We start from the raw sequence: 21980 nt of genomic DNA, 5'->3' as shown, positions 1-21980 counted from the left end.
ATGTCCGAAGCGCCGGCCGTCAGAGCGCCCGAGAAGCCTCTTCGCTTCAGCCTGCGCGTCAACAACGACCTCGACCTCGAGGCGCTGAGCGCCATGGCGCTCGCCGCGGAGGAGGCGGGGATCGACCAGCTGTGGGTCTCCCACGATCTGATGCTGCGTTCGGCCCCCGTGCTGCTGGGAGCGCTGTTCACGCGCACGACACGGATCCACCTCGGCATCGGCATCATGAATCCGTACTCCGTCCATCCCGCTGAGCTGGCGATGACGGCAGCGACCCTGCAGGAGATCTCCGGCGGACGATTCCTGCTCGGCCTCGCAGCGGGCTCGGGCGAATTCCTGTCGTGGATCGGGATCGACCAGCCGAAGCCCCTCACCGCCACCCGCGAAGCCCTCCGGGCCGTGCGCGCGCTCCTGTCCGGCCAGCGGCCGATGGACGTCGCCGGAGCGGGGGAGGGGTGGACCCGGGACGCCTACCTGCGCCTCGCGTCGACGTCGGTCCCCATCTACATCGGGGCGATGAGCCCCCGGATGCTGGGGCTGGCGGGCGAAGAGGCCGACGGCGTCCTGGCGCTGCTGTTCCCTCCGGAGCACTTCACGACCGCGTCGGCCCTGGTCGCTGACGGCGCACAGCGCGCCGGCCGCACGATGGCCGAGGTCGACATGCCCGCCTGCATCTGGCTCTCGATCGACGAGGACCGTCGATCGGCAGATCGCGCCCTCGCCCGCAAGCTCGCCTATTACGGCGGGGCGTTCTCGCCCTACCTCTTGGAACGCGCGGGCCTTCGCACGGAGGACTTCGCCCCGGCGTCGGACGCGCTGCGCGAGGGTGACGAGGAGGCGGCGATCGACACCATCACTCCGCAGATGCTGTCTCTCGGCATCTCCGGAGATCCCGACACGGTCATCCAGCGGTGCCGGGAGCTGATGGCGCGCGGGGTCGACCATCTCTCCTTCGGACCACCGCTCGGTCCCGATCCCGTCGCCGCGATCGAGCTGCTCGGTCGCCGCGTCCTTCCCGCCCTGAGGAGCACCCCATGAACGATGCCCTGATCGCGCTCTCGAACGACATCGAGGAGTGGGCGCGCCGCGCGGCCTTCCGCTCAGCCGACGACATCCCACGCCTGCGGCGCGACCCCCGGTGGCTGCCCGACTTCACGCCCGCCTCCATCGAGGAACGGTGTCACGCGGTGTCGGCGTTCCGCGGGCGGTTGGACGACCTTCGGATCGCCGACGACGACGTCGCCGGGCAGGTCGATCTCCGGCTCCTCCGCTCGGTGCTGAACAGGATGGAGTGGGACACCGACGTGCTCCGCAACTGGGAACGCGATGCGGTCTTCCTGGTCGGTCAGATCCTGGGACCTTGGTTCGACCTTCTCCTTCCCAGGCCTCCCTTCTCCGCCGAGGTCCAGGCGGGGCTCATCGAGGTCGCCCGGTCGATCCCCGAGCGGGTCTCACTCGCCGAGGAGAACCTCCGGCGCGCCGGAGTGGCCGACCTGGCGCGCGTGGCCGCCCTCGAGCTCCGCGGCATGCGCGAGCGCTTCCGCGCCTCGGTCGAGGCCCTCGACGGTGTCGTCGCCGACGACATGCTCCGCGAGCTGCGCTTGCTCGCGCCGGCCGCCGGGGGCGCGCTGGAGATGTTCGGCGACTGGCTGGACGCCGAGGCCTCGGGCTTCGCCCCGTCGGTGCCGGTGGGGCGCGAGAAGTTCGTCTGGTTCCTGCGCAACATCGCCTTCATCGCCGAGGAGCCCGAAGAGCTGGTCCGCGCCGCTCTGCAGGACTACCGTCGCGCGGTGCTCGCCGAGACCGTCACCCGCAACCGCTTCCGAGACCTTGCGCCCGATCCGATCGCCGCGACCATCGACGATCAGGTGCAGCGCCAGGTCGCTCAGGAAGCCGAGGTGCGCGCCTTCTCGGAGCGCGAGGGTCTGCTCTCGCAGCCCGACGGCCTGCAGCGATATCACGTGGCGCCGATGCCGGCCTACCTCGAGCCGATTCGATTCCTCGGCGTCACCGACGACCTCACCGACCAGGACCGGCTCGACCAGGACGGCGTGTCGTACATGCCGCCGCCTCGACCGGACCTGCCCTACTTCTACGCCGCCAACGCCCGCGACCCGCGTCTGGGGATCATCCACGAGGGGGCCCACTACAAGCAGCTCGCGCTGTCATGGGCGAACCCGGATCCGGTACGCCGTCGCTACGTCGATTCCGTGGCGAACGAGGGCATCGCCTTCTACAACGAGGAGCTGATGCTGCTCGCCGGGCTGTTCGACGACGCCCCTCATTCGCAGGAGGTCGTCCACAACTTCAACCGCCTTCGCAGTCTGCGTGTCGTGGTCGATGTGAACCTCGCCACCGGGGTCTTCTCCCTCGACGAGGCGATCGACTTCTTCGTCCGCCTCGTTCCCATGGACGTCGAGACCGCGCGCGAGGAGTGCGCCATGTATCTGGCGACCCCCGGGCTCGCGATGTCGTACCACGTGGGCAAGCAGCAGCTGCTGCGCCTCGTCACCGACGCGATGGTCGCCGAGGGTGAGAGCTTCTCGCTGCAGCGCCTTCACGACCGGGTCTGGCAGAACGGCAACGTGCCCTTCTCGCTGCAGCGCTGGGAGATCCTCGGAGATCGCAGCGACCTCGACGCGATCGAGGCGACCCCCGCGCGGGCGTGATCGAATTGGTATCGAATGTAAGGTGGATTTGGCATTAGGCTTGTCAAAGCCAAACTTCACGCAATGAAGAGTGATTGTTTGCAAAACTGAAACACATGTGGCCGTGCATCGAAACACAGTCGCGGCACGGTGTTCACAACCCCCTTCGGCGCCCGTGCGGAGGGAAAGCCGACGAAACGCATGAGAGGAAACACCATGCACAAAAGATCACGGCTGGCGGTCATCGCCGCAGCCCTCGCGTTGCCCGCGCTCGTTCTGAGCGCGTGCTCCAACCCCGGGGGAGGCGAGACTGACGCATCCGGCGGCGACGACGCCGCAACGGGAGGCACCCTCCGCCTCGCGGGGAACTCCGACGTGCTCTACCTGGATCCCGCGGCGGCCTACTCCGCGCCGGACTATCAGATCCACCGCACCCTCACCCGGACGCTCTTCGCGCACGTCCCCGCCGGCAACGACACCGGCAACACCGAGATCGTGCCCGACCTGGCCCTGGAGATCCCGACCGTCGAGAACGGCGGCATCTCCGAGGACGGCACCGTCTACACCGTCGAACTCCAGGAGGGTGTCGAGTTCGACGCACCGGACGGTGCGCGCGAGATCGTCGCCGAAGACGTCGTGCTCGCCGCGAAGCGCATCTGCAACCCGGTGTCGCCGTCCAACGCCCTCGGCTATTTCACCGACACCATCGTCGGCCTCGACGCGTACTGCGACGGGTTCGCCGAGGTGGAGCCGACCGTCGAGGCGATCCGCGAGTACATCGAGGGCAACGACGTCGAGGGCGTGCGCGCCGTCGACGAGCGCACGGTCGAGTTCACCATCACGCAGCCGGCCGCCGACTTCATCGACATCATGGCCCTCGGCGTCTTCCTCGCGCCGCAGCCGGTCGAGTACCTGGAGTACCTGCCCGACTCCCCGGAGCTGCGCCAGAACATCATCTCCACCGGCCCGTACCGCATCGCCGAGTACGTCCCCGAGGAGAGCTTCACCCTCGAGCGCAACCCGGTGTGGAACGCCGAGCTCGACCCGATCCGCGACGCCAACGTCGACGCGATCGAGATCTCGATGGGTCAGGACGCCGCCGCCGTGCAGCAGCAGCTGGAAGCCGGCACCGTCGACATGCAGTGGGCCGACACGGTCACCCCGACCGCCTCGGTCCCGGCGCTGATCGGTGCGAACGACGAGCGTCTGGTCATCGGCAGCGACGGCGCGATCCGTCCCTACGTGGTGATCAACACCCTCAGCCCGAACGCTGACGGCGCGTACGGCGACACCACGGTGCGTCAGGCGCTGAACTTCGCCATCGACCGCGCCGCGTCGCAGCAGATCCTGGGTGGCCCGGGCCTCGCCGAGGTCGCCACGCAGATCCTTCCGCCCGAGGTTCTGGGCACCGAGCAGGCCAACGTTCTCGACGTGCCCGCCGAGGGTGACACCGAGCGTGCGCAGGAGCTGCTGGAGGAAGCCGGTTACGCCGACGGTCTTCCCGTCAAGCTGCTCTACCGCGAGACCGAGCCCTACGCCTCGCTCGCCACGGCGATGCAGCAGGACCTCGAGGCCGCAGGCTTCCAGGTCGAGATGAAGGTCACCACCCAGAACGCCTTCTACGGCGAGTTCCTGCTCAACCAGGACATCACCGAGGCCGGCGAGTGGGACATCGCCATCGCGGCGTGGAGTGCGGACTACTTCGGTGGGCGCCCCTACCTCGTTCCCATGCTCGACGGCCGCGGCTACGTCGACGGCTCGCCGAACTTCGGCGGCTGGAACAACGAGGAGTTCAACGCCCTCGTCGACGAGGCCCTCGCAGCCGAGAGCCCCGAAGAGGCGAACGAGCTGTGGATCGAGGCCGACGCGGTCGCGACCGAGGATGCGGCCTGGGTGCCGATCGCCTTCGCTCGCACTCCCGTCTTCCACTCGGAGCGGGTCGGCGGGTTCGAGTGGAACGCGTGGACCAACAACGGCGACATGACGAAGGTGTTCCTCAACGAGTGATCGTCGAGGAGCCCTGAGAATCACGAAATGAGAGAGAAGGAGGTGCCACGTGTTGCTGAGCGTCGAGGATCTTGATGTGTCGTTCGACACGGGAGACGGTCGACTACACGCGGTGCGTGGCATCTCCTTCGATCTCGACCGGGGGGAGACCCTCGGTGTGGTCGGAGAGTCCGGTTCGGGCAAGTCCGTCAGTACCCAGGCGATGGTCGGACTCTCCAGCGGCGCGATCGTCTCCGGACGCGCGCTGTTCGAGGGACGCGACCTGCTGACGATGGGTGACGCCGACCTGCGCTCGATCCGAGGGCGCGAGATCGGCATGGTCTTCCAGGACCCGCTGTCGTCGCTGCATCCGCAGTTCCGAGTGGGTGCCCAGATCGCCGAGGCGATCCGGGTTCATGAGCGCACCTCGCCGAAGGCGCTGCGCTCGCGGGTGATCGACGTCCTCGACGAGGTCGGGATCCCGAATCCCGACAAACGCGTGGACGACTACCCGCACCAGTTCTCGGGCGGCATGCGCCAGCGCGTCATGATCGGTCTCGCCCTCGCGCTGCGCCCGTCGCTGCTGATCGCGGACGAGCCGACCACGGCGCTGGATGTCACGGTGCAGGCTCAGCTGCTCGAGCTGATGAACCGTCTCCAGCGCGAGCACGGCACGGCCATCCTGATGATCACCCACGACCTCGGGGTGGTCGCCGGCATCGCCGACCGCGTCATCACGATGTACGGCGGGCGGATCGTCGAGCGCGGCTCGCGCACCGATGTCCTCGCCCAGCCCCACCACCCTTATACGCGGGGTCTGCTCGGCTCCGTCCCCCGGGTCGGCTCGCAGCGCACGGTGCTCCAGGCCATCCCCGGCAACCCGCCGAGCCTGTTGATCGATGAGCCCGGCTGTCCCTTCGCCTCGCGGTGCGCGTTCGCGCACGCCGAGTGCCTCCCGAGATTCCCCGAGGAGAAGCGGATCGCGCCGGGGCACGGATCGGCCTGCGTCCTGCCGGTCGAGAACGCCGGCCCCGTGGTCCTCCCCGTCATCGAAGAGGTCCACGCCGCCGCGAGTGCCGACCGGGAGATCCTCGCCAGGATCGAGGACGTCCGGATCACCTTCCCCGGTGCTCGGAAGGGTGTCCTGGGCCTGAAGTCCGACACGGTCGTCGCCGTCGACGGTGTCAGCCTCGACATCCCGCGCGGTGGGACCCTCGGCATCGTCGGAGAGTCCGGAAGCGGCAAATCGACCCTCGCCCGCGCGCTGACCGGGCTCATCCCGCTCACCAGCGGCCGCGTCGAGTTCGAAGGTCAGGACATCTCCACGATGCGACGCGCCGAGCGGCGCGCGCTTCGTCGGGAAGTGCAGATGGTCTTCCAGGACCCGTACGGATCTCTGAACCAGCAGCGACGGGTCGGATCGATCATCGCCGACCCGCTCGTCATCCACGATCAGACCGACGGCAGGGGACTGCGCCCTCGCGTGCAGGAGCTGATGGAGTTGGTCGGCCTGAACCCCGAGCACTACAACCGCTTCCCGGCCGAATTCTCGGGCGGACAGCGTCAGCGCATCGGCATCGCCCGGGCGCTCGCGCTCAATCCGAAGCTGATCGTCTGCGACGAGCCCGTCTCAGCGCTGGACGTCTCGATCCAGGCGCAGATCCTGAACCTCCTGAGCTCGCTGCAGGACGAGCTCGGACTCACCTACGTCTTCATCGCCCATGACCTCGCCGTCGTGGAGCACATCGCCGATGTGGTGGCCGTCATGTATCGCGGTGTCGTGGTCGAGAAGGGGACGGTGGACGAGATCTACCGTTCACCGAAGGAGGCCTACACCCGTGCGCTTCTCGAGGCCGCACCGCATGTGGATGCCGCTCTGGACGGCGGCGGGATGTTCGCGAAAGGTGGAGAGCGATGAGCGGGCCCGGACCCACAGATGCGCGCGTCGAAGCAGAACGTGAGGAAGAGGCCGAGGCCATCGAGGCGCAGGCGGTCCCGGGCCAGACCCGCCAGACCGCGGTCGTCGCGCGCAGCCCCCTTCAGCTGGTCTGGAGCCGCCTGCGGCGCGACCGCACGGCGATGATCTCAGCCGTCGTCATCCTCCTCGTCATCGTCGCGGCCTTCGCGGCGCCGCTGGTCGCCGCGTGGGTGGGCCACGGTCCGAACGAGCAATTCCGGCAGGAAGGACTCTCGGAGTTCGGGGCTCCCGTCCCCCCGGGGCCGCAGTTCCTCCTCGGCACCGACAACCTTGGTCGCGACGTGCTGGTCCGCCTCGTCTACGGCGCCCAGGTCAGCCTCATCGTCGCCTTCGCGGCGACCATCGGGGCGCTGGGGATCGGCACGCTGGTCGGACTCATCGCCGGGTTCCTCCGCGGCTGGGTCGACACCGTCCTGACGTGGCTGATGGACACGACCCTCAGCCTTCCGCAGCTGCTCTTCGCCATCTCCCTCGTTGCGCTCGTCGGACCGTCGCTGACGACGACCGTCGTGGTGATCGTGCTGTTCTCCTGGGCGCCGATCGCCCGAGTGGTGCGCGGACAGGTGCTGTCGCTGCGCGAACGCGAGTTCGTCGAAGCCGCCCGTTCGCTCGGCGCGTCGAACTGGCGCATCATGCGCGTGGACGTCCTGCCGAACCTGCTCGTGCCGATCCTCGTCTACGGCACCCTCCTGATCCCGCAGGCGATCGTCTTCGAGGCGACCCTGTCGTTCCTCGGCCTCGGCGTCCTGCCTCCGACGGCGACCTGGGGGAACATGCTCTCGATCGCCTCCCAGGGATCGCTCTACACGATCGCTCCATGGCTGGTCATCTTCCCCTCGGCGGCGCTGCTGTCGGTGACCCTCGCCTTCAACCTCCTCGGCGACTCGATCCGCGACGCGCTGGACCCGCGGCAGACGCTCTTCGCCGGACGCCGAGGTCTCGCCCGCCGCCGCGCCGCCAAGCGCGCCGCACGGAAGGCCGCGCACGCATGATCCGGTTCCTCAGCCGCCGGGTGGTCTCCGGCATCCTCACCCTGTTCGCGATCAGCGCGATCATGTTCCTCCTGTTCTATGTCGCGCCCAACGACCCGGCACGCACCATCGCGGGCGTGCAGGCGACGAACGCCCAGGTCGACCAGGTGCGCGAGCGCCTGGGACTGGATCTACCGATCCTCGAGCGCTACGCGATCTACATGGGCGGACTGCTCAGAGGCGACCTCGGGTATTCGTTCTTCAACCAGCAGCCGGTCCTCGACTCGATCGTCGCGCGCCTTCCCGAGACCGCCTCCATCGCGATCGGCGGACTTGCGATGGCGCTGCTGATCGGCATCAGCATCGGCATCGGCGCCGCCCGGCGTCCCGGATCGTTCCGCGACCGGGTGAGCACCGTGTTCGTCCTCAGCGGCCTGAGCGTCCCCACCTTCGTCGTCGGTCTGCTTCTGCTGTACGTCTTCTTCTTCCAGCTCACCGTGCTGGGGCTGCCGCTCTTCCCCGCTGCGGGGTACGTTCCCCTCACCGAGAACCCCTGGGAGTGGGCGCGGCACCTGATCCTCCCGTGGATCACGGTGGGCTTCGTCTCGGCGGCGACCTACGCCCGCCTCACGCGCAGCCAGCTGGCGGGGGTGCTCGGCGAGGACTACATCCGCACCGCCCGCGCCAAGGGCCTGAGCGAGGGCGCCGTGGTCTACCGGCACGGTATGCGCAGCGCGCTGACCCCTGTGGTCACCCAGGTGAGCCTGGACATCGCGGTGCTCATGGGCGGCCTCGTCGTGACCGAGCAGATCTTCGGGATCAACGGCATCGGTCGTCTGGCGATCCAGTCGGTCACCCGCGGTGACCAGCCGGTCATCATCGGAACGATGCTGCTGGCCTCGCTGTTTGTGGTGATCTCGTCGATCCTGGTCGACATCGTGTACGCGCTGCTCGATTCGCGCGTCCGCGTGAAGTGAGATCGAAGAAAGGTCATCATGCTCGATGAGCACACGCGCGCCCTCGCCAAGGGGAAGAACTTCGCCTCCCTGACGACCCTGCGCAAAGACGGATCGCCCACCGCGCAGGTGATGTGGGTCGACTGCGACGACGAGCACATCCTCATCAACACCGAGGTGCACCGTCTGAAGTACCGTCATATGAGACGCGATCCTCGGGTGGCGGTGCTGATCATCGATCACGCGAACCCCTACAGCTACGCCGAGGTGCGCGGCGAGGTGGTCGAGTTCATCCTCGGCGACCGGGCGCGGGCCCACATCGACGAGCTGTCCGAACGGTATTTCGGGCGCCCCTACATCGCCGAGCAGATCGAGAGCGAACGCGTCATCTGCAAGATCCGGCCCTATGCGTGAGCGCGAAGGAGAAGGCATGACCCGTTCGAGCGAGGACCTGGCAGCCGAACTCGGCCCCGACGTCATCCGCTGGCGCAGCGTCGGACCCTCCCGTGGCGGCCGCGTCGTCGCCGTCGCGGGCGATCCTTCCGACCGCTCCCGTTTCTGGATGGGCGCGTGCTCGGGCGGGGTCTGGATGACCGACGATGCCGGCCAGTACTGGAAGCCCATGTCCGACGGCTTCCTCGAGTCCGCCTCGGTCGGGGCGATCGCCGTCGCCGACGCCGATCCGCAGGTGGTCTGGGTGGGAACGGGCGAGTCCTTCGCCCGCAACAACGTCGTGCCCGGTGACGGGGTGTACCGCACCGTCGACGGCGGCCAGACCTGGCAGCACCGGGGGCTGGATGCCACCAAGCACATCTCCAAGGTCCGGGTCGACCCGCGTGACGCCGACGTTGCGTTCGTCGCGGCGCTCGGAGACGTGTTCGGCCCCTCCGCCGAGCGCGGCGTGTACCGCACGCGCGACGGCGGTGACAGCTGGGATCTCGTGCTGCACGTCTCCGAACGCGCCGGGGCCGCCGATCTCGTTCTGGACCCGACGAATCCACGGGTCGTGTACGCCTCCATCTGGCAGATGGTCCGCCACCCCTGGGACATCGTCTCGGGTGGGGAGGACTCGGGCCTGTGGCGATCGCGAGACGGCGGCGACACCTGGGAGCTGATCTCTGACCACCCCGGCTTCGCCTCGGGCCTGCTCGGGCGGATCGGCATCGCGGCCAGCCCGGCGCGCCCCGGTCGGGTGTGGGCGCTGGTCGAGGCGATCGGGGAACAGGGCGGCGTCTATCGATCGGATGACGCGGGCCAGACCTGGTCGCAGGTGTCCACCGAGCGGTCGGTGCAGGGCCGACCTTGGTACTACAGCCACATCATCGCGCACCCCACCGAGGCCGACACCGTGTGGTGCATGAACACCTGGGCCTGGCGTTCGCGCGACGGCGGCCGGACTTTCCAGCAGGTCCAGACCCCGCACGGCGACAACCACGATCTGTGGATCGACCCGAGCGACCCGCAGCGGATGATCAACGGCAACGACGGTGGCGCGTGCGTGAGCGTCAACGGCGGGATGACCTGGTCGTCGATCTACAATCAGCCCACCGCGCAGTTCTACCGGTTCGACGTCGACCACCGGTTCCCGTTCGACCTCTACGCCACCCAGCAGGACAACTCCGGCATCCGCGCGCCCTCGCGGTCGTGGAAGGGGGCCTTGCGCTGGCCCGATTGCCTCGAGCTCGGCGAGGCCGAGGCCGGCGATGTCGCTCTGGATCGCTCCGACCCTCGTTTCGTCATGCTGGGCGGGGCCGGCTTCGGCCACCCCGGTCCGCTGCTGCGCTTCGATCAGGTCACCGAGCAGGCCCGCGACGTGGCCGTGTGGCCGGAGTACTTCATGGGCATCGGCGCGAGCGAGATGAAGCACCGCTTCGGATGGACGTATCCGATCGAGTTCTCGCCGCACGAGCCGAAGGTGCTCTACGTCGGCGGTGAGCGGGTCTTCCGCTCGCCCGACGGCGGGATCACCTGGCAGAGCATCAGCGGCGACCTCACCCGTGACGACCCCGCCAAGCAGCAGCCGACGGGCGGGCCGATCTCGGGGGATTCCACCGGAGCCGAGGTCTACTGCACGATCCACGCCTTCGCCGAGTCGCCGATCACGCCGGGCGAACTGTGGGTCGGGACCGATGACGGACGCGTCCACCTCTCCCGCGACGGCGGCGGCGAATGGACGGAGCTGTTCCCGACGGGTCTGCCGGAGTGGGCGACGGTCACCCGGATCGAGCCCTCCCACCACCGCGCCGGGCGTGCCTACCTCACTGCGCATGCCTACCGGCTGCAAGACCTGCGGCCGCTGGTCTATCGGACGGATGACTTCGGCGCGACGTGGGAGGCGATCGCCACCGGCATCCCCGAGTCGGAGTGGGCGCGCAGCATCCGCGAGGATCCCACGCAGCCCGACCTGCTGTTCCTGGCCACCGAACGGCGGGTGTGGTTCTCGGTCGACCGTGGGAGCACCTGGGCGAGCCTGCGCGGGAACATGCCCTCGGTGCCGGTCTACGACATCAAGGTGCGCGACCACGAACTCATCGCGGGCACGCACGGGCGGGCGTTCTGGATCCTCGACGATCTGGCGCCGCTGCGCGAGATCGCCGCGCTCGCATCCGACGGGCTTCACCTCTTCACCCCGCCGACGGTCTACCGCTATCCCACTCCGGACGGCTTCGACATGCCCGGCGAGGGCACCTGGGTGGGCGGCTTCCCGGGGGTTCCCCTGGGCGGTGCGACCTTCACCCGTCGCCACCTGCCGGACGGCAGTGCCGAGACGGTGTGGCTGGACGGGGGGAAGAACCCGCCGAACGGCGCACAGCTCATCTATCGCCTGCCCGCCGACGTCTCTTCGGTCACGATCGCCATCGCCGACGCCGAGGGCCAGACGCTGCGCACCTTCCGCTCCTCCGTGCCGGAAGACCGGAAACTCCCGCCCGCCGAAGTGCCGTCCACCGACGCCGGCGCGCACGCCTTCCTGTGGGATCTGCGCGTGGAGCCGGCCCTCACCGCGCCGGGTGAGGACGGGCGACGCGGCGTGGTCTACCCCGGTCCCCGTGTGGCGCCAGGGCGCTACACCGTCACGATCACGGCCGACGGCGACAGCCGTGCGCAGGTCGTGGTGGTGCACCGCGACCCCCGCGGCGTGGCCGACGACGACGATCTGCGCGAGCAGTACCGCCTGCTTCTGCGCATCCGGGACTTGCTGCAGCGGGTCGCCGACGGCATCGGCACATCGACGGCCGTGCACGACGTGCTCTCGGGGCTCACACGCCGCCTCGGGGATCATCCGCTCACGGCACGCATCGCCGAGATCGCCGAGGAGGCCGACGCGGTGCGTCGGATCCTCACCAATCCCGACATGAAGGATCACAACGACGCGCTGAAGATGGCGGCGGGCCTCGAGCAGAAGATCGTGCTCCTGCCCGAGATCGTCGTCGAGCTCTCCGACACCCGGCCTGTCCCGGGGGTGTACCAGGTGCTCGACCGCTTCGAGGCCGAGGCCGACGAGGCGCTCCGGCGCCTGGCCGCCCTGCGCGCGGACGGACTGCCGCAGCTCGATGCAGCCCTGCGTGCGGACACCACCGTCCCCTTGCTCGGACTGAGTCTGTAGGAGACTTCTGCGCATGCGTGCCCCCCGCTCCGTCGTCCTGGCGCTCGCCGCCGTGCTCGCCCTCACCGGCTGCGCAACGGGTACCGGTGCCCCCGGGGGCTCCTCGTCGACGGATGGGGCGTCGGCGATGGGGGGAGCCGACCTCGTCGTCTATGTCGGGCGCAACGAAGACCACGTGCGGCCGCTCGTGGAGGAGTTCGAGCGGCGAACCGGGCTCGACGTCGACGCGCGGTACGGCAGCACCGGCGAGCTCGCGACGACCATCCTGCAGGAGGGGGCGTCGTCTCCGGCCGACCTCTTCTTCACGCAGGACCCCGCCTACATCGGCGCGATCTCGGAGGCAGGGCTGCTGAGCCGCCTGCCCGACGATGTTCTTGAGGCCGTCGTCCCCGGGATCGCGGGGAGCGGCGGCGACTGGGTCGGCGTGACGGCTCGACGGCGGGTCCTGGCCTACGACCCCGCGACGACGTCGGCCGATCGGCTTCCGGACACGATCTCGGAGCTCGTGGAAGAGCCGTGGCGGGGGCGGGTGGGGCTCGCGCCCACCCACAGCTCCTTCGTCTCGTTCGTGGCGGCTCTTGTGGCGATCCGCGGCGAGGGCGAGGCGCTCGCCTGGCTCGAGGGCATCGCCGCCAACGATCCCCAGATCTTCGACGGCAACGAGGAGCAGCTGCGAGCGATCGCGGCGGGAGATCTGGATGTGGGTCTGGTGAACCACTACTACGTCCACCGGCTGCGGGCCGAGGACCCCGCCTTCTCGGTGCGGAACCACTCCTTCGCCGCGGGCGACGCCGGCGACGTGCTGATGCCGACCGCGATCGGCCGCCTGACCGGCGGAGCGCATCCCGATGCTGCCGTGGAGTTCATCCGGTTCCTCCTCGGAGACCAGGCGCAGCGCCACTTCCTCGCGGAGGTCGGCGAGTACCCGCTCGTGCCCGGCATCGGAACGCCCGAGGGCGAGCGGCCGCTCGATCCGGAGCTCATCGCCGCCATGAACCTCGCCGAGGTGGCCGGCAACCTGGATGCCGCCACCGACCTGATCGCACGGGCGGGCCTGATCTGACCGGTGTGAGACCGGCGACGTCGAGCCCGGTGGAGCGCGGCGGCACGGCGACGAGCAGGGGCCGAGTCGCGATGATCATCGCTGTGCTCGTGGTCCTCGGACTCAGCGTTCCGCCGCTCGTCGTCCTCGTGGTCCAGGGCGTGGTGGGAATGGGAGCTGAGACCGTCCCTCCGGCACGCCTGCTGGTGCTCCTGGGGAACACCCTCCTGCTCGCCGCCCTCGTCGTCGTCCTCTCCCTGCCCGTCGGCACGGCCACGGCGTGGCTGACGGTGCGCACGACCCTCGCGGGCCGGCGGGTGTGGGCGACGGTGATCACGATCCCCCTCGTGCTTCCCGCCTACGTCGTCGCGGTCGCCCTGTCGGGCATGTTCGGCGGAGACGGGCTTCTCACCGACCTTCTCCGCCCCTGGGGGATCTCCCGCCTGCCGCCCGCCGCGGGGCTCTGGGCGGCGACACTGTGCCTCACGATCGTGGCGGTGCCGGTCGTCCACACCCTGGCCACCGTCGCGCTCTCGAGAATGGACCCGGCGCTAGAAGAGACCGCTCGCCTCCTCGGCCAGAGTGGCCCGAGGCTGTTCCTCCGCGTCATCCTCCCGCAACTGCGCGGCACTCTCGCCCTCGCCGCCTGCGTGGTCGCGCTGTACGTCATCTCCGACTTCGGCGCGGTGTCGATGCTGCGCTACGAGACCTTCACCCGGGCGATCTACGCTCAATTCCGCGGGCGCGTCGAGGTCGGCCCGGCCTTCGCGCTGTGCCTCACCCTGGTTCTGGTCTCGGGCGTGCTCATCGCCGGTCAGGTGCTGCTGCGCGGCCGGCACGGCGCCGGAGCCGCCCACTCCCGGCCGGCCGCCGTCTCGCAGCTCGGGTCGCTCGGCACGGCGATCGCGTCGACGCTCCTCGGACTGCTCGTGCTCTTCTCGACCGTGCTCCCCGTGACGACGCTGGCAACCTGGGCGCTGCGGGGACTCGCGGCGGGGGCGCGGCCCGGCCCGGTCTTGGAGGAGGCGGTGAACGCTTTCGGTCTGGCGGTTCTGGCGGGTGCGGTCACGACGCTCCTGGCGTTCCCGATCGCCCTGGCGGCGCGAAGGCGCAGCAGATTCACACGGGTGGTGGAGGGCGTGCCGTGGATCACCCATTCCCTGCCGCACCTTGCGGTGGGCCTGGCGATCCTGGTCCTCTCCATCGCCGGTCCGGCGGCGCTCTACCAGTCCCGCACCACGCTGGTCCTCGCGTACGCCGCCCTGTTCCTCCCCCTGGCGATCGCTCCGCTCTCCGAGGCGCTGCGCGGCATCGACGAACGGCTCCTCGACGTCTCCCGGTCTCTCGGACGGAGTGAGATGCGCACCCTCGTCGGCGTCGTCCTGCCACTGGTCCGACCTGCGATCCTGACCGGGGCGGCGCTGGTGTTCTTCGCGACGCTGCACGAGCTGCCCGTGACGCTGCTGCTGCGTCCGACGGGGTCGGAGACGCTCGCGGTGCGCCTGTGGGGTGCGATGATCGAGGGGCAGTACACCACTGCCAGCATCGCCGCACTCCTCATGGTCGTCATCAGTGTCCCCCTCCTCGCGCTGCACGCGCGGTCGCAGGTGCGTGTGAGCGTGGCGTCGTGAGCGTCGCAGCGCTCGACGCGCGCGCACTGGTCCGCCGCTTCGGCGACGTCGTCGCCGTCGATCACGTCGATCTCACGGTCCGGCAGGGCGAGCTGGTCGCCCTTCTGGGACCGTCGGGTTGCGGGAAGACCTCGATCCTGCGCCTGGTCGCCGGCCTCGACCGCGGAGAGGGGACTGTCGACATCGCCGGGGTGCGCATGAGCGGGGGTGCGCGGTTCGTGCCGCCCGAGGCGCGCGGGGTCGGGCTGGTCTTTCAGGACAGCGTCCTCTTCCCTCACCTCGACGTCGCCGGCAACGCCGCGTTCGGACTGCGTGGGGCTGATCGCATGGCGCAGGCGGGTCGCATCCTCGACCTCCTGGGCATCGCGCACCTGGCGGCGAGGATGCCGTCGGAGATCAGCGGCGGCGAGCAGCAGCGGGTGGCCCTGGCGAGGACTCTGGCGGCGCGGCCCGCGCTGGTGCTTCTGGACGAGCCCTTCTCGCACCTCGATGCGAGCCTGCGCGAACACGTTCGCGACGAGACCGTCGCGGCGCTGCGCCGCACCGGGACGTCTGCGCTCATGGTCACCCACGATCAGGGCGAGGCGCTCGCCGTCGCCGATCGCGTGGTGGTGATGGGGGCCGGCCGGGTCCACCAGGCAGGGCATCCCGCCGAGGTCTACCGGCGCCCGGCCGACCGTTTCACCGCCGAGTTCGTCGGACGATCCACCCTTCTGCCTGCGCGGGTGACACGGCCGGGCGTCGCCGTCACCCCGCTCGGCCACGTCGCCGTCGACCCCGAGACACCGCCGGGCGCGCGTCTGGCGGTGCTCCGGCCCGAGTCGGTGTCGCTCACCGATCCGGCCGCCGGTCTCGGCGCAACGGTCGTCCGCGTCTCATTCCGGGGGGCCGACCGACTGGTGCGGATCGCCCTTCCGGGCGGGGGCGAGATCGAGGCCGTGACGACAGCCGACCTCGGTCCCGGTGATCGGGTCGGTGTGGTCGTCGAGGGAGTGGTCGCGACCGTCGCGGATGACGGAGCCGCCGCTCACCTCACGCCGCGGGCGGCGGATTCGCGGGAACCGGAAGCAAGCGCGCGGCGCTGATGAGCTCGGCGCCGGCGGCGGCGATCACCTGGGTGTCCACGGCCACGGCGACGCTGGTGTACCCCCGGCCGATGAGGTTCTCGGCGGCTGCCAGACTCCCCGCGAAAGCGCCCGCCACCGTGCCCGCCCGGCGGCATGCAGCAACGACGGTGTCGAGCGGATTGCCGGGCGACCGGTCGGCGAGGAGATCGCCGACCGTGGTGCCCAGGGCCAGGGCGAGGTCGAACGGGCCGACGAACACCTCATCCACCCCGGGGGCGGCGGCGATCACCTCCACGTCGGCCACGGCGCGGGCGGTCTCGACCATGACGGCACACCAGACGGCTTCATTCGCCGTCACCGGGTCGATCGTCGGTTCGCCCCGGTAGGCCGCGAGGGGACCCCACGAGCGCTCTCCGAGCGGGGGATACCGACTGGCGCGAGCCGCCGCGATCGCCTCGTCGCCGCTCTGGACCATCGGCACGATCACCCCGCGCGCCCCGGCGTCGAGGGCGCGACCGATGAGAGCGGGGGAGTTGTGCGAAACGCGGACATGCACCGGAACCCGTGCGGCGCCGGGGATGGCCGCGATCAGGGTGGCGTCGTCGTACAGGCCGTGCTGCCCGTCGAGCACGAGCAGATCGGCGCCGATCCCGGCGAGGAGGGATGCCGCGGCGGGGACGCCGAGCATCGACCAGGCGGCGAGGCGCACCGGGGAGGGGGAGGAGGTCACGGGCCGACTCTACTGAGGCGCCGTCATCGGCGTCACGCCGGCCAGATCCTCCCGGCGGGGGCGGACATCGGCGAGGGGGTTGTCGAAATGCTGCAGCAGGGAGGCCAGACGCATCATGGCGCGGTCGCGCTCGCGCACGTTGTCCTCCCATGCCGGATGCGGCAGGCGCTGCTCGATGGTCGAGGCCACGTGTTCGATGGTGTCGGGGTTCCAGGGGTTGTCGCCGCCGCGCTCGACCGCGATACGGGCGTACACCGGCCCGAGGACCTCGGCGTGGCGGCGCAGCCCGCCCCGCGTGTTGAGCTCACTCGTCGTGAAGGGGCCGATCACCGACCAGCGAAGGCCCAGGCCTTCCCGCACGAGGGTGTCGATGTCTTCCGCCGACACCACGCCGTCACGGACGAGGCAGTAGGCCTCGCGGAGCATCGCGGCCTGCAGGCGATTGAAGGCGAACCCCTCGATCTCGCGGCCGAGCACGATCGGTGTCAGCCGTGCGCGCAGCAGGAGCGCCCGTGCGGTGGCGACGGTGCTCGCGGCGGTGAAGGGCGCGGGGACGACCTCGGCCACGCGGAGGAAGTACGGGGGATTGGCGGGATGGACGACGAGACACCGCTCTCGTCTGGCCAGGCCCGCGGCGAAGGCCGAGGCCGTGATCGTCGAGGTCGAGCTCGCCAGCACCACTCGGGGATCGGTCAGCGCATCGAGCTGGGCGAAGAGGCTCTGTTTGACGCCGAGGTCTTCGATCACGCATTCCTGCACGAAATGGGCCCCGCTCACCGCGGCCTCGAGGCTCTCGAGCACCTCCACCCGCTTCAGCACCGTGGCGACCGGCTCATCCAGGAGCCCTGCTCCCGACAGCTCGCCGAGCATGTGCGCCACCTCGTCCATCGCGGCTCTGCGCACCCCGGGCGCGGCTTCGAAGATGCGCACACGGATTCCTGCGGAGGCGAAGATGATCGTCCAGGCGATGCCGATGCTGCCGGCGCCGATCACCGCCACGGTGTCGGCGACGGACGCCGCGGCGTCGGGTCGAGCGGGCGGGGGTGAGGTCATATCGGCATCCGATCCGAGGTGGCGTTCTAGGCGGTGATCGAAGACGGTCACCGGATGTACGAGGCTCCGTTGAGGTCGATCGTCGAGCCGGTGAGGCTCGGGCATCGATCCGAGGCGAGGAAAGCGGCGAGCTCGGCGACCTCCGAGGGGTGGACGTGGTCACCCATCGCCAGGCCGTCGGCGACGGCGTCGATCTGCGCGGCGTCCAGGTCGGCGGTGCCCATCCCGGCACCCACGACGCCGGGCGCGATCGTGTAGACCCGCACACCCGACCGCGCATGGGCGCGAGCGAGTGTCTGGGCGAAATTGCGCAGGGCCGCCTTCGAGGCGGCGTAGGCGCCGAGATCGGGGATGCGGCTGCCCTGCAGTGCCGCCCAGCTGGAGATCGCGATGATGGTTCCCGAACCGCGGGCGGACATCGTCGCCGCTGCTTCCCGCATGAGCGTGGCCGCGGCCACGACGTTGACCTGGAGCGACAGGTGCCAGCCTCGGTCCCAGATCCCGTCCTCGCCGTCGAGGGGCGTGGGAGTGAGGGCCGCGGCGTTGACGACGACGGTGTCGATGGTCGACACCTCGCATGCGCGCCGCCAGAGGGAGCGGGCGGCCTCGGCGGTGTCGAGATCGGCGTGGAGCAGAGCGCGACGCGACGCAGGAATCCCGGCGAGGGCGGCCTCGGCCTCGGAGGGCCGACTGCGGTAGGTGCCGATGAGCCGGGCGCCCTCGCGGCCGAACGTCGTGGCGGTGGCGGCTCCGAGAGCCCCGGATACTCCGGTGATGAGGGCGGTGCGTCCCGCGAGCGTCGTCATGGCGTTCTCAGAGCATTCCGCCGTCGACGGGGAGGAGGTGCCCCGTGATGGCCCGCGAGAGCGGGGAAGAGAGGAAGACGGCCGCGTCAGCGACATCCTGCTCCTCTGCGAGCCGACCCAGCGCGGTCAGCTCCGCCGCCTTGGCCAGCGCCTCGGTGCGGGAGAGGCCCGTGGTCGCCGCGCGGCCGTCGACGCGGGAGAGGAGGGCGGCGGTGGCCACGGGGCCGGGTGCGATCGCATTGACTCTGATGCCGCGGGGGCCGAGCGCCATCGCCGCCGACCGCACGACGCCCAGCACGGCGTGCTTGCTCGCAACATAGGACAGCAGGTGGGGATCGCCGCGCCAGGAGTTGAGGGATCCGATCGCGACGATCGTCGATCCCGGCGGCATGTCGGGCGAGACCGCGGCGATCGTGGTGACGACGCCTGTGACGTTGACGGCCATCACCCGGTCGAAGTCCTTCAGATCCACCTGATCGGGGGTGTGCCAGGACGGGACGATCCCCGCGGCGGCGACGAGACCGTCGAAGGGTCCGCATTCCTCGGCGAGGGCCCGGATCGCCTCACGCGTCCCGCGCTCGTCGGTCAGGTCGGCCTGCGCTGAGGGCCAGGTGGAGACGACGTCTGGTTCCGGGGCGAGCAGATCGACGACCGCACCGGTGGCGCCCGCCGCCGCCAACGCCTCGACCACGGCGGCGCCCAGGCCACGCGCTCCGCCCGTCACGAGGAATCGGCGGCCGGAAAGCAAGGTCGGCGCCATCGCCGCTGCGGGCGATGCGCCGGAGGAGAGATCGTCCTGTGCCACCTGTCTGCCTTTGTTTCGTTGTCAGTAACGTACGTTATGCGAACGAAGTATCGCAATCCGAACAGTTCTGTGCGTATTGCGGACAAGTGTTCGTTGTGCAAACATCACTCCACAACGACAGTCGGGGAAGAAGAGATGCACGGGACAGATTTCCGATTCGGAACGCTGCTGGGGGTCGACCACATCGGGGTCGGGGTCTCCGACATGGCGGCGTCGCTGGCCTTCTACGCCCAGCTCGGCTTCATCGACGTGGCCTTCGACTACACCGGCGAGCTCCCCGGGATGTCTCCTCTCACCGGGCACGCGAGCACACGCGCGCGCGTGGCCTATCTGCGCTCGAGCCAGCCGACCGTGCTGGGTCGATCGGGGATCAAGCTGGTCCAGATCCTCGACCGCCCCCAGCCCCCGCTTCCGGATGGATTCGCGTATGGCGAGCCGGGCATCTGCGAGGTCTGCATCCACGTCCAGTCCTACGAGGAGTTCCACGACAAGCTCGTGGCCGCGGGGCACCGCGTCCTGATGGAGCCGAACGACCAGGTCCTCGAGCCCTACGACACCCACTGCGGCCTGTCGTACGTCGAAGACCCCGACGGGGCCAAACTCGAGTTCATCGAGTGGCGATCCCTCGAAGCGGGCTGGCCCTACCCCGACGGCCCCCAAGGGGTCAATCACGTCGCCTTCGGCGTCGGCAGCGCCGACCGGACCGAGGAGTTCTACCGCAAGCTCGGCTTCACCGCGAAGCTCTTCGACATGGCCGGCATCAACGAGCCGATGAATCAGTGGTTCCTCGACGTCGGCCGCCAGCCGCCCAGCCAGCGGATGATGATGCTGATGAGCCCGCACGGCGGCTCGCTCGAGCCCGTCGAGCAGACCCCCGCCGGTCCGGACATGCGGGGGGAGTGGGGGCACCTCGGCACCTTCGAATTCGCGATCGGTGCGCGCAACCTCGACCTCGCCGTCGACCATCTCGGATCGATCGGCGTCGAGCTCGTCGGCGAACCCGCGGAGATCGCCCTCGATGACCATCGCTCGTGGCGCTACGCCTACTTCCGCGACCCGGACGACCTCTACGTGTCGGTCACGGAGGTGCGGGCGTGAGCACGCGCACAGCCACGGTGGACGAGGTCACGTCGCACGCTCTCCCGATCATCCAACTCCAGAAGATCAACAAATCCTTCGGCAAGACGCAGGTGCTGTTCGACATCGACCTCACGATCGAGCGGGGTCAGCACGTCGTGCTGTTCGGCCCGTCCGGGTCGGGCAAGTCGACGGTCCTGCGCAGCATCAACCTGCTCGCCGACCCCGATTCGGGTTCTCTCAAGGTCGACGGGGTCGAGTTCGGCCCTGGGCTCGCCGGCGACCGGGCACCGCGCGGCGGCCGCTTGGCGCTGCGCCGCCGGGTGGGAATGGTCTTCCAGCAGTTCAATCTGTTCCCTCACCTGTGCGCCCTCGACAACGTGGCCCTGCCACTGCGGAAGGTGCGGGGGATGAGTCGGTCGGCGGCGCGCGAGAAGGCGGCCGTGACGCTGCGCCGAGTGGGCCTGATCGACCGCGCGGCGAACTACCCGGCTGAGCTCAGCGGCGGACAGCAGCAGCGCGTCGCCATCGCTCGCGCGCTCGCCCTGGACCCGGAGGTCATGCTGTTCGACGAACCCACGTCGGCCCTCGACCCGGAACTGGTGGGTGAGGTGCTGAAGACGATGAGAGAAGTCGCCGAGACCGGGATGACGATGGTCGTCGTCACCCACGAGCTCGGATTCGCCCGCGAGATCGGGGATCTCAACGTCTTCATGGAGGATGGGCGGATCGTGGAGACCGGACCGCGCGGGTTCTACGACAACTGCCGCAGCGAGCGCGCCCGCGAGTTCCTTCGGGCGGTGATGTGATGTCGATCACCGACTACGACTGGAGCCTCATCTGGGAGAACCGCGAGGCGCTCCTCGCCGGCCTGTGGACCGCATTCGCCGTGGCGATCGTGGGCCTGGCCATCTCGCTCGTCTTCGGTCTCCTGCTCGCGGTGCTCCGCTCCGCGCCGAAGCCGTTCTCCTGGATCGCCCTGGCCTACATCAACATCTTCCGCGGCGTACCGGCGCTCGTGAGCGTGATCTGGGTGTACTTCGGACTGGCCCTGCTGCTCGGAGTGCGATTCTCGGTCTTCGAGGCCGGAGTGATCGCCCTCTCGCTGCTCTACAGCGCCTTCTTCGCCGAGATCTTCCGTTCCGCTCTCCAGGCGGTGCCGAGCGGCCACACCGAGGCCGGTTGGGCGCTGGGAATGCGGTCGATCCAGATCTTCTTCTCCGTCACGCTCCCGCAGGCGGTGAAGATCGCCCTGCCGAACATCGGCAGCATGTTCATCGGCATGGTCAAGGACACCTCGACCTTCACCGTCATCGGGTTGCTCGAGGTCGTGCGGGTGACCCAGAACCTCGTCGCGACGAGTTTCCAGCCGTTCGTGCTGTACACCGCCGCTGCCGTGATCTACGTCCTCGCCGCTTTCGCCATCGATCTGGTGTTCCGCCTCATCGAGAGCACGTACGTCCGCCCGCCCCTCGGGGTCCTCGGCCGTGCCCTGCGAGCCCGCCAGCGGCGACGTATCGAGGCGCTGGCGGCACGGGTGAAGGCCGTCACGCCCGGCACCGGGGTCATCGCCACCCCCAAATGATCCCTCTCGACCCTTCGAGCACTCCCACCCATCCGAACGAT

18 protein-coding genes are annotated in these 21980 nt (G+C 69.6%); 14 read left to right on the top strand and 4 right to left on the bottom strand.

The genetic code is table 11. The annotated features are described in order from the left end of the window. The 11 genes from FBY40_RS14600 to FBY40_RS14550 all read left to right on the top strand — a co-directional run bounded on the left by FBY40_RS14600 (position 1) and on the right by FBY40_RS14550 (position 15901). Positions 1-1038, top strand: coding sequence for an LLM class flavin-dependent oxidoreductase (locus FBY40_RS14600; RefSeq protein WP_141939497.1), 1038 nt, complete (start codon positions 1-3; stop codon positions 1036-1038). After that, positions 1035-2669, top strand: coding sequence for a DUF885 family protein (locus FBY40_RS14595; protein ID WP_141939496.1), 1635 nt, complete (start codon positions 1035-1037; stop codon positions 2667-2669). Before FBY40_RS14600 ends, FBY40_RS14595 begins: the two co-directional genes overlap by 4 nt. Positions 2670-2864: 195 nt before the next feature. Further along, complete coding sequence (locus FBY40_RS14590; protein ID WP_160141411.1) at positions 2865-4655, top strand: ABC transporter substrate-binding protein; 1791 nt, start codon at positions 2865-2867, stop codon at positions 4653-4655. Positions 4656-4704: 49 nt separating this feature from the next. Continuing rightward, positions 4705-6552: an ABC transporter ATP-binding protein gene (locus tag FBY40_RS14585; protein WP_141939494.1), complete on the top strand. Its 1848-nt coding sequence runs from the start codon at positions 4705-4707 to the stop codon at positions 6550-6552. Beyond that, positions 6549-7604, top strand: a complete 1056-nt coding sequence (locus tag FBY40_RS14580) for an ABC transporter permease (RefSeq protein WP_141939493.1) — start codon at positions 6549-6551, stop codon at positions 7602-7604. Before FBY40_RS14585 ends, FBY40_RS14580 begins: the two co-directional genes overlap by 4 nt. Beyond that, positions 7601-8560 (top strand): ABC transporter permease, encoded by a 960-nt coding sequence (locus tag FBY40_RS14575; RefSeq protein ID WP_124293980.1) that lies wholly within the window; start codon positions 7601-7603, stop codon positions 8558-8560. Before FBY40_RS14580 ends, FBY40_RS14575 begins: the two co-directional genes overlap by 4 nt. 18 nt (positions 8561-8578) lie before the next feature. Next, complete coding sequence (locus tag FBY40_RS14570) at positions 8579-8953, top strand: PPOX class F420-dependent oxidoreductase (protein ID WP_141939492.1); 375 nt, start codon at positions 8579-8581, stop codon at positions 8951-8953. A gap of 16 nt (positions 8954-8969) precedes the next feature. Next, complete coding sequence (locus tag FBY40_RS14565; protein WP_141939491.1) at positions 8970-12143, top strand: glycosyl hydrolase; 3174 nt, start codon at positions 8970-8972, stop codon at positions 12141-12143. A 13-nt stretch (positions 12144-12156) separates the two neighbouring features. Further along, on the top strand, positions 12157-13206 hold the full coding sequence (locus tag FBY40_RS14560; RefSeq protein WP_141939490.1) for an extracellular solute-binding protein: 1050 nt from the start codon (positions 12157-12159) through the stop codon (positions 13204-13206). Positions 13207-13277: 71 nt separating this feature from the next. Then, on the top strand, positions 13278-14816 hold the full coding sequence (locus FBY40_RS14555; protein ID WP_141939489.1) for an ABC transporter permease: 1539 nt from the start codon (positions 13278-13280) through the stop codon (positions 14814-14816). Then, positions 14813-15901 (top strand): ABC transporter ATP-binding protein, encoded by a 1089-nt coding sequence (locus FBY40_RS14550; protein ID WP_141939488.1) that lies wholly within the window; start codon positions 14813-14815, stop codon positions 15899-15901. The genes FBY40_RS14555 and FBY40_RS14550 overlap by 4 nt, the downstream gene beginning before the upstream one ends. On the opposite strand, the gene FBY40_RS14545 is transcribed toward FBY40_RS14550, so the two are convergent. The 4 genes from FBY40_RS14545 to FBY40_RS14530 are packed head-to-tail and all read right to left on the bottom strand — an operon-like array spanning position 15849 to position 19277. Next, positions 15849-16613, bottom strand: coding sequence for an HpcH/HpaI aldolase family protein (locus FBY40_RS14545; RefSeq protein ID WP_141939487.1), 765 nt, complete (start codon positions 16611-16613; stop codon positions 15849-15851). The two genes, FBY40_RS14550 and FBY40_RS14545, sit on opposite strands and share 53 nt — an antisense overlap. A gap of 9 nt (positions 16614-16622) precedes the next feature. Further along, the gene (locus tag FBY40_RS14540; RefSeq protein ID WP_141939486.1) at positions 16623-17666 is read right to left on the bottom strand and encodes a 3-hydroxyacyl-CoA dehydrogenase; all 1044 of its coding nucleotides are present in this window, start codon (positions 17664-17666) and stop codon (positions 16623-16625) included. A 47-nt stretch (positions 17667-17713) separates the two neighbouring features. Continuing rightward, positions 17714-18472 (bottom strand): SDR family NAD(P)-dependent oxidoreductase, encoded by a 759-nt coding sequence (locus FBY40_RS14535; protein WP_160141410.1) that lies wholly within the window; start codon positions 18470-18472, stop codon positions 17714-17716. A gap of 7 nt (positions 18473-18479) precedes the next feature. Then, complete coding sequence (locus FBY40_RS14530) at positions 18480-19277, bottom strand: SDR family NAD(P)-dependent oxidoreductase (protein ID WP_141939484.1); 798 nt, start codon at positions 19275-19277, stop codon at positions 18480-18482. A gap of 135 nt (positions 19278-19412) precedes the next feature. On the opposite strand from FBY40_RS14530, the gene FBY40_RS14525 reads away from it, so the two are divergent. From FBY40_RS14525 to FBY40_RS14515, 3 genes are read left to right on the top strand one after another with little or no spacing between them, the layout of a single operon-like run. Further along, positions 19413-20375 (top strand): VOC family protein, encoded by a 963-nt coding sequence (locus FBY40_RS14525; protein ID WP_160141409.1) that lies wholly within the window; start codon positions 19413-19415, stop codon positions 20373-20375. Then, complete coding sequence (locus FBY40_RS14520; protein ID WP_327437049.1) at positions 20372-21163, top strand: amino acid ABC transporter ATP-binding protein; 792 nt, start codon at positions 20372-20374, stop codon at positions 21161-21163. Before FBY40_RS14525 ends, FBY40_RS14520 begins: the two co-directional genes overlap by 4 nt. Beyond that, positions 21163-21939, top strand: coding sequence for an amino acid ABC transporter permease (locus FBY40_RS14515; protein WP_124293968.1), 777 nt, complete (start codon positions 21163-21165; stop codon positions 21937-21939). The genes FBY40_RS14520 and FBY40_RS14515 overlap by 1 nt, the downstream gene beginning before the upstream one ends. Positions 21940-21980: the final 41 nt, after the last annotated feature.

This window comes from Microbacterium sp. SLBN-154, assembly GCF_006715565.1.
Lineage (GTDB): Bacteria > Actinomycetota > Actinomycetes > Actinomycetales > Microbacteriaceae > Microbacterium.
Note: the sequence above shows the minus strand (reverse complement) of the source record. Positions and strands in the feature narration are given on the sequence as shown.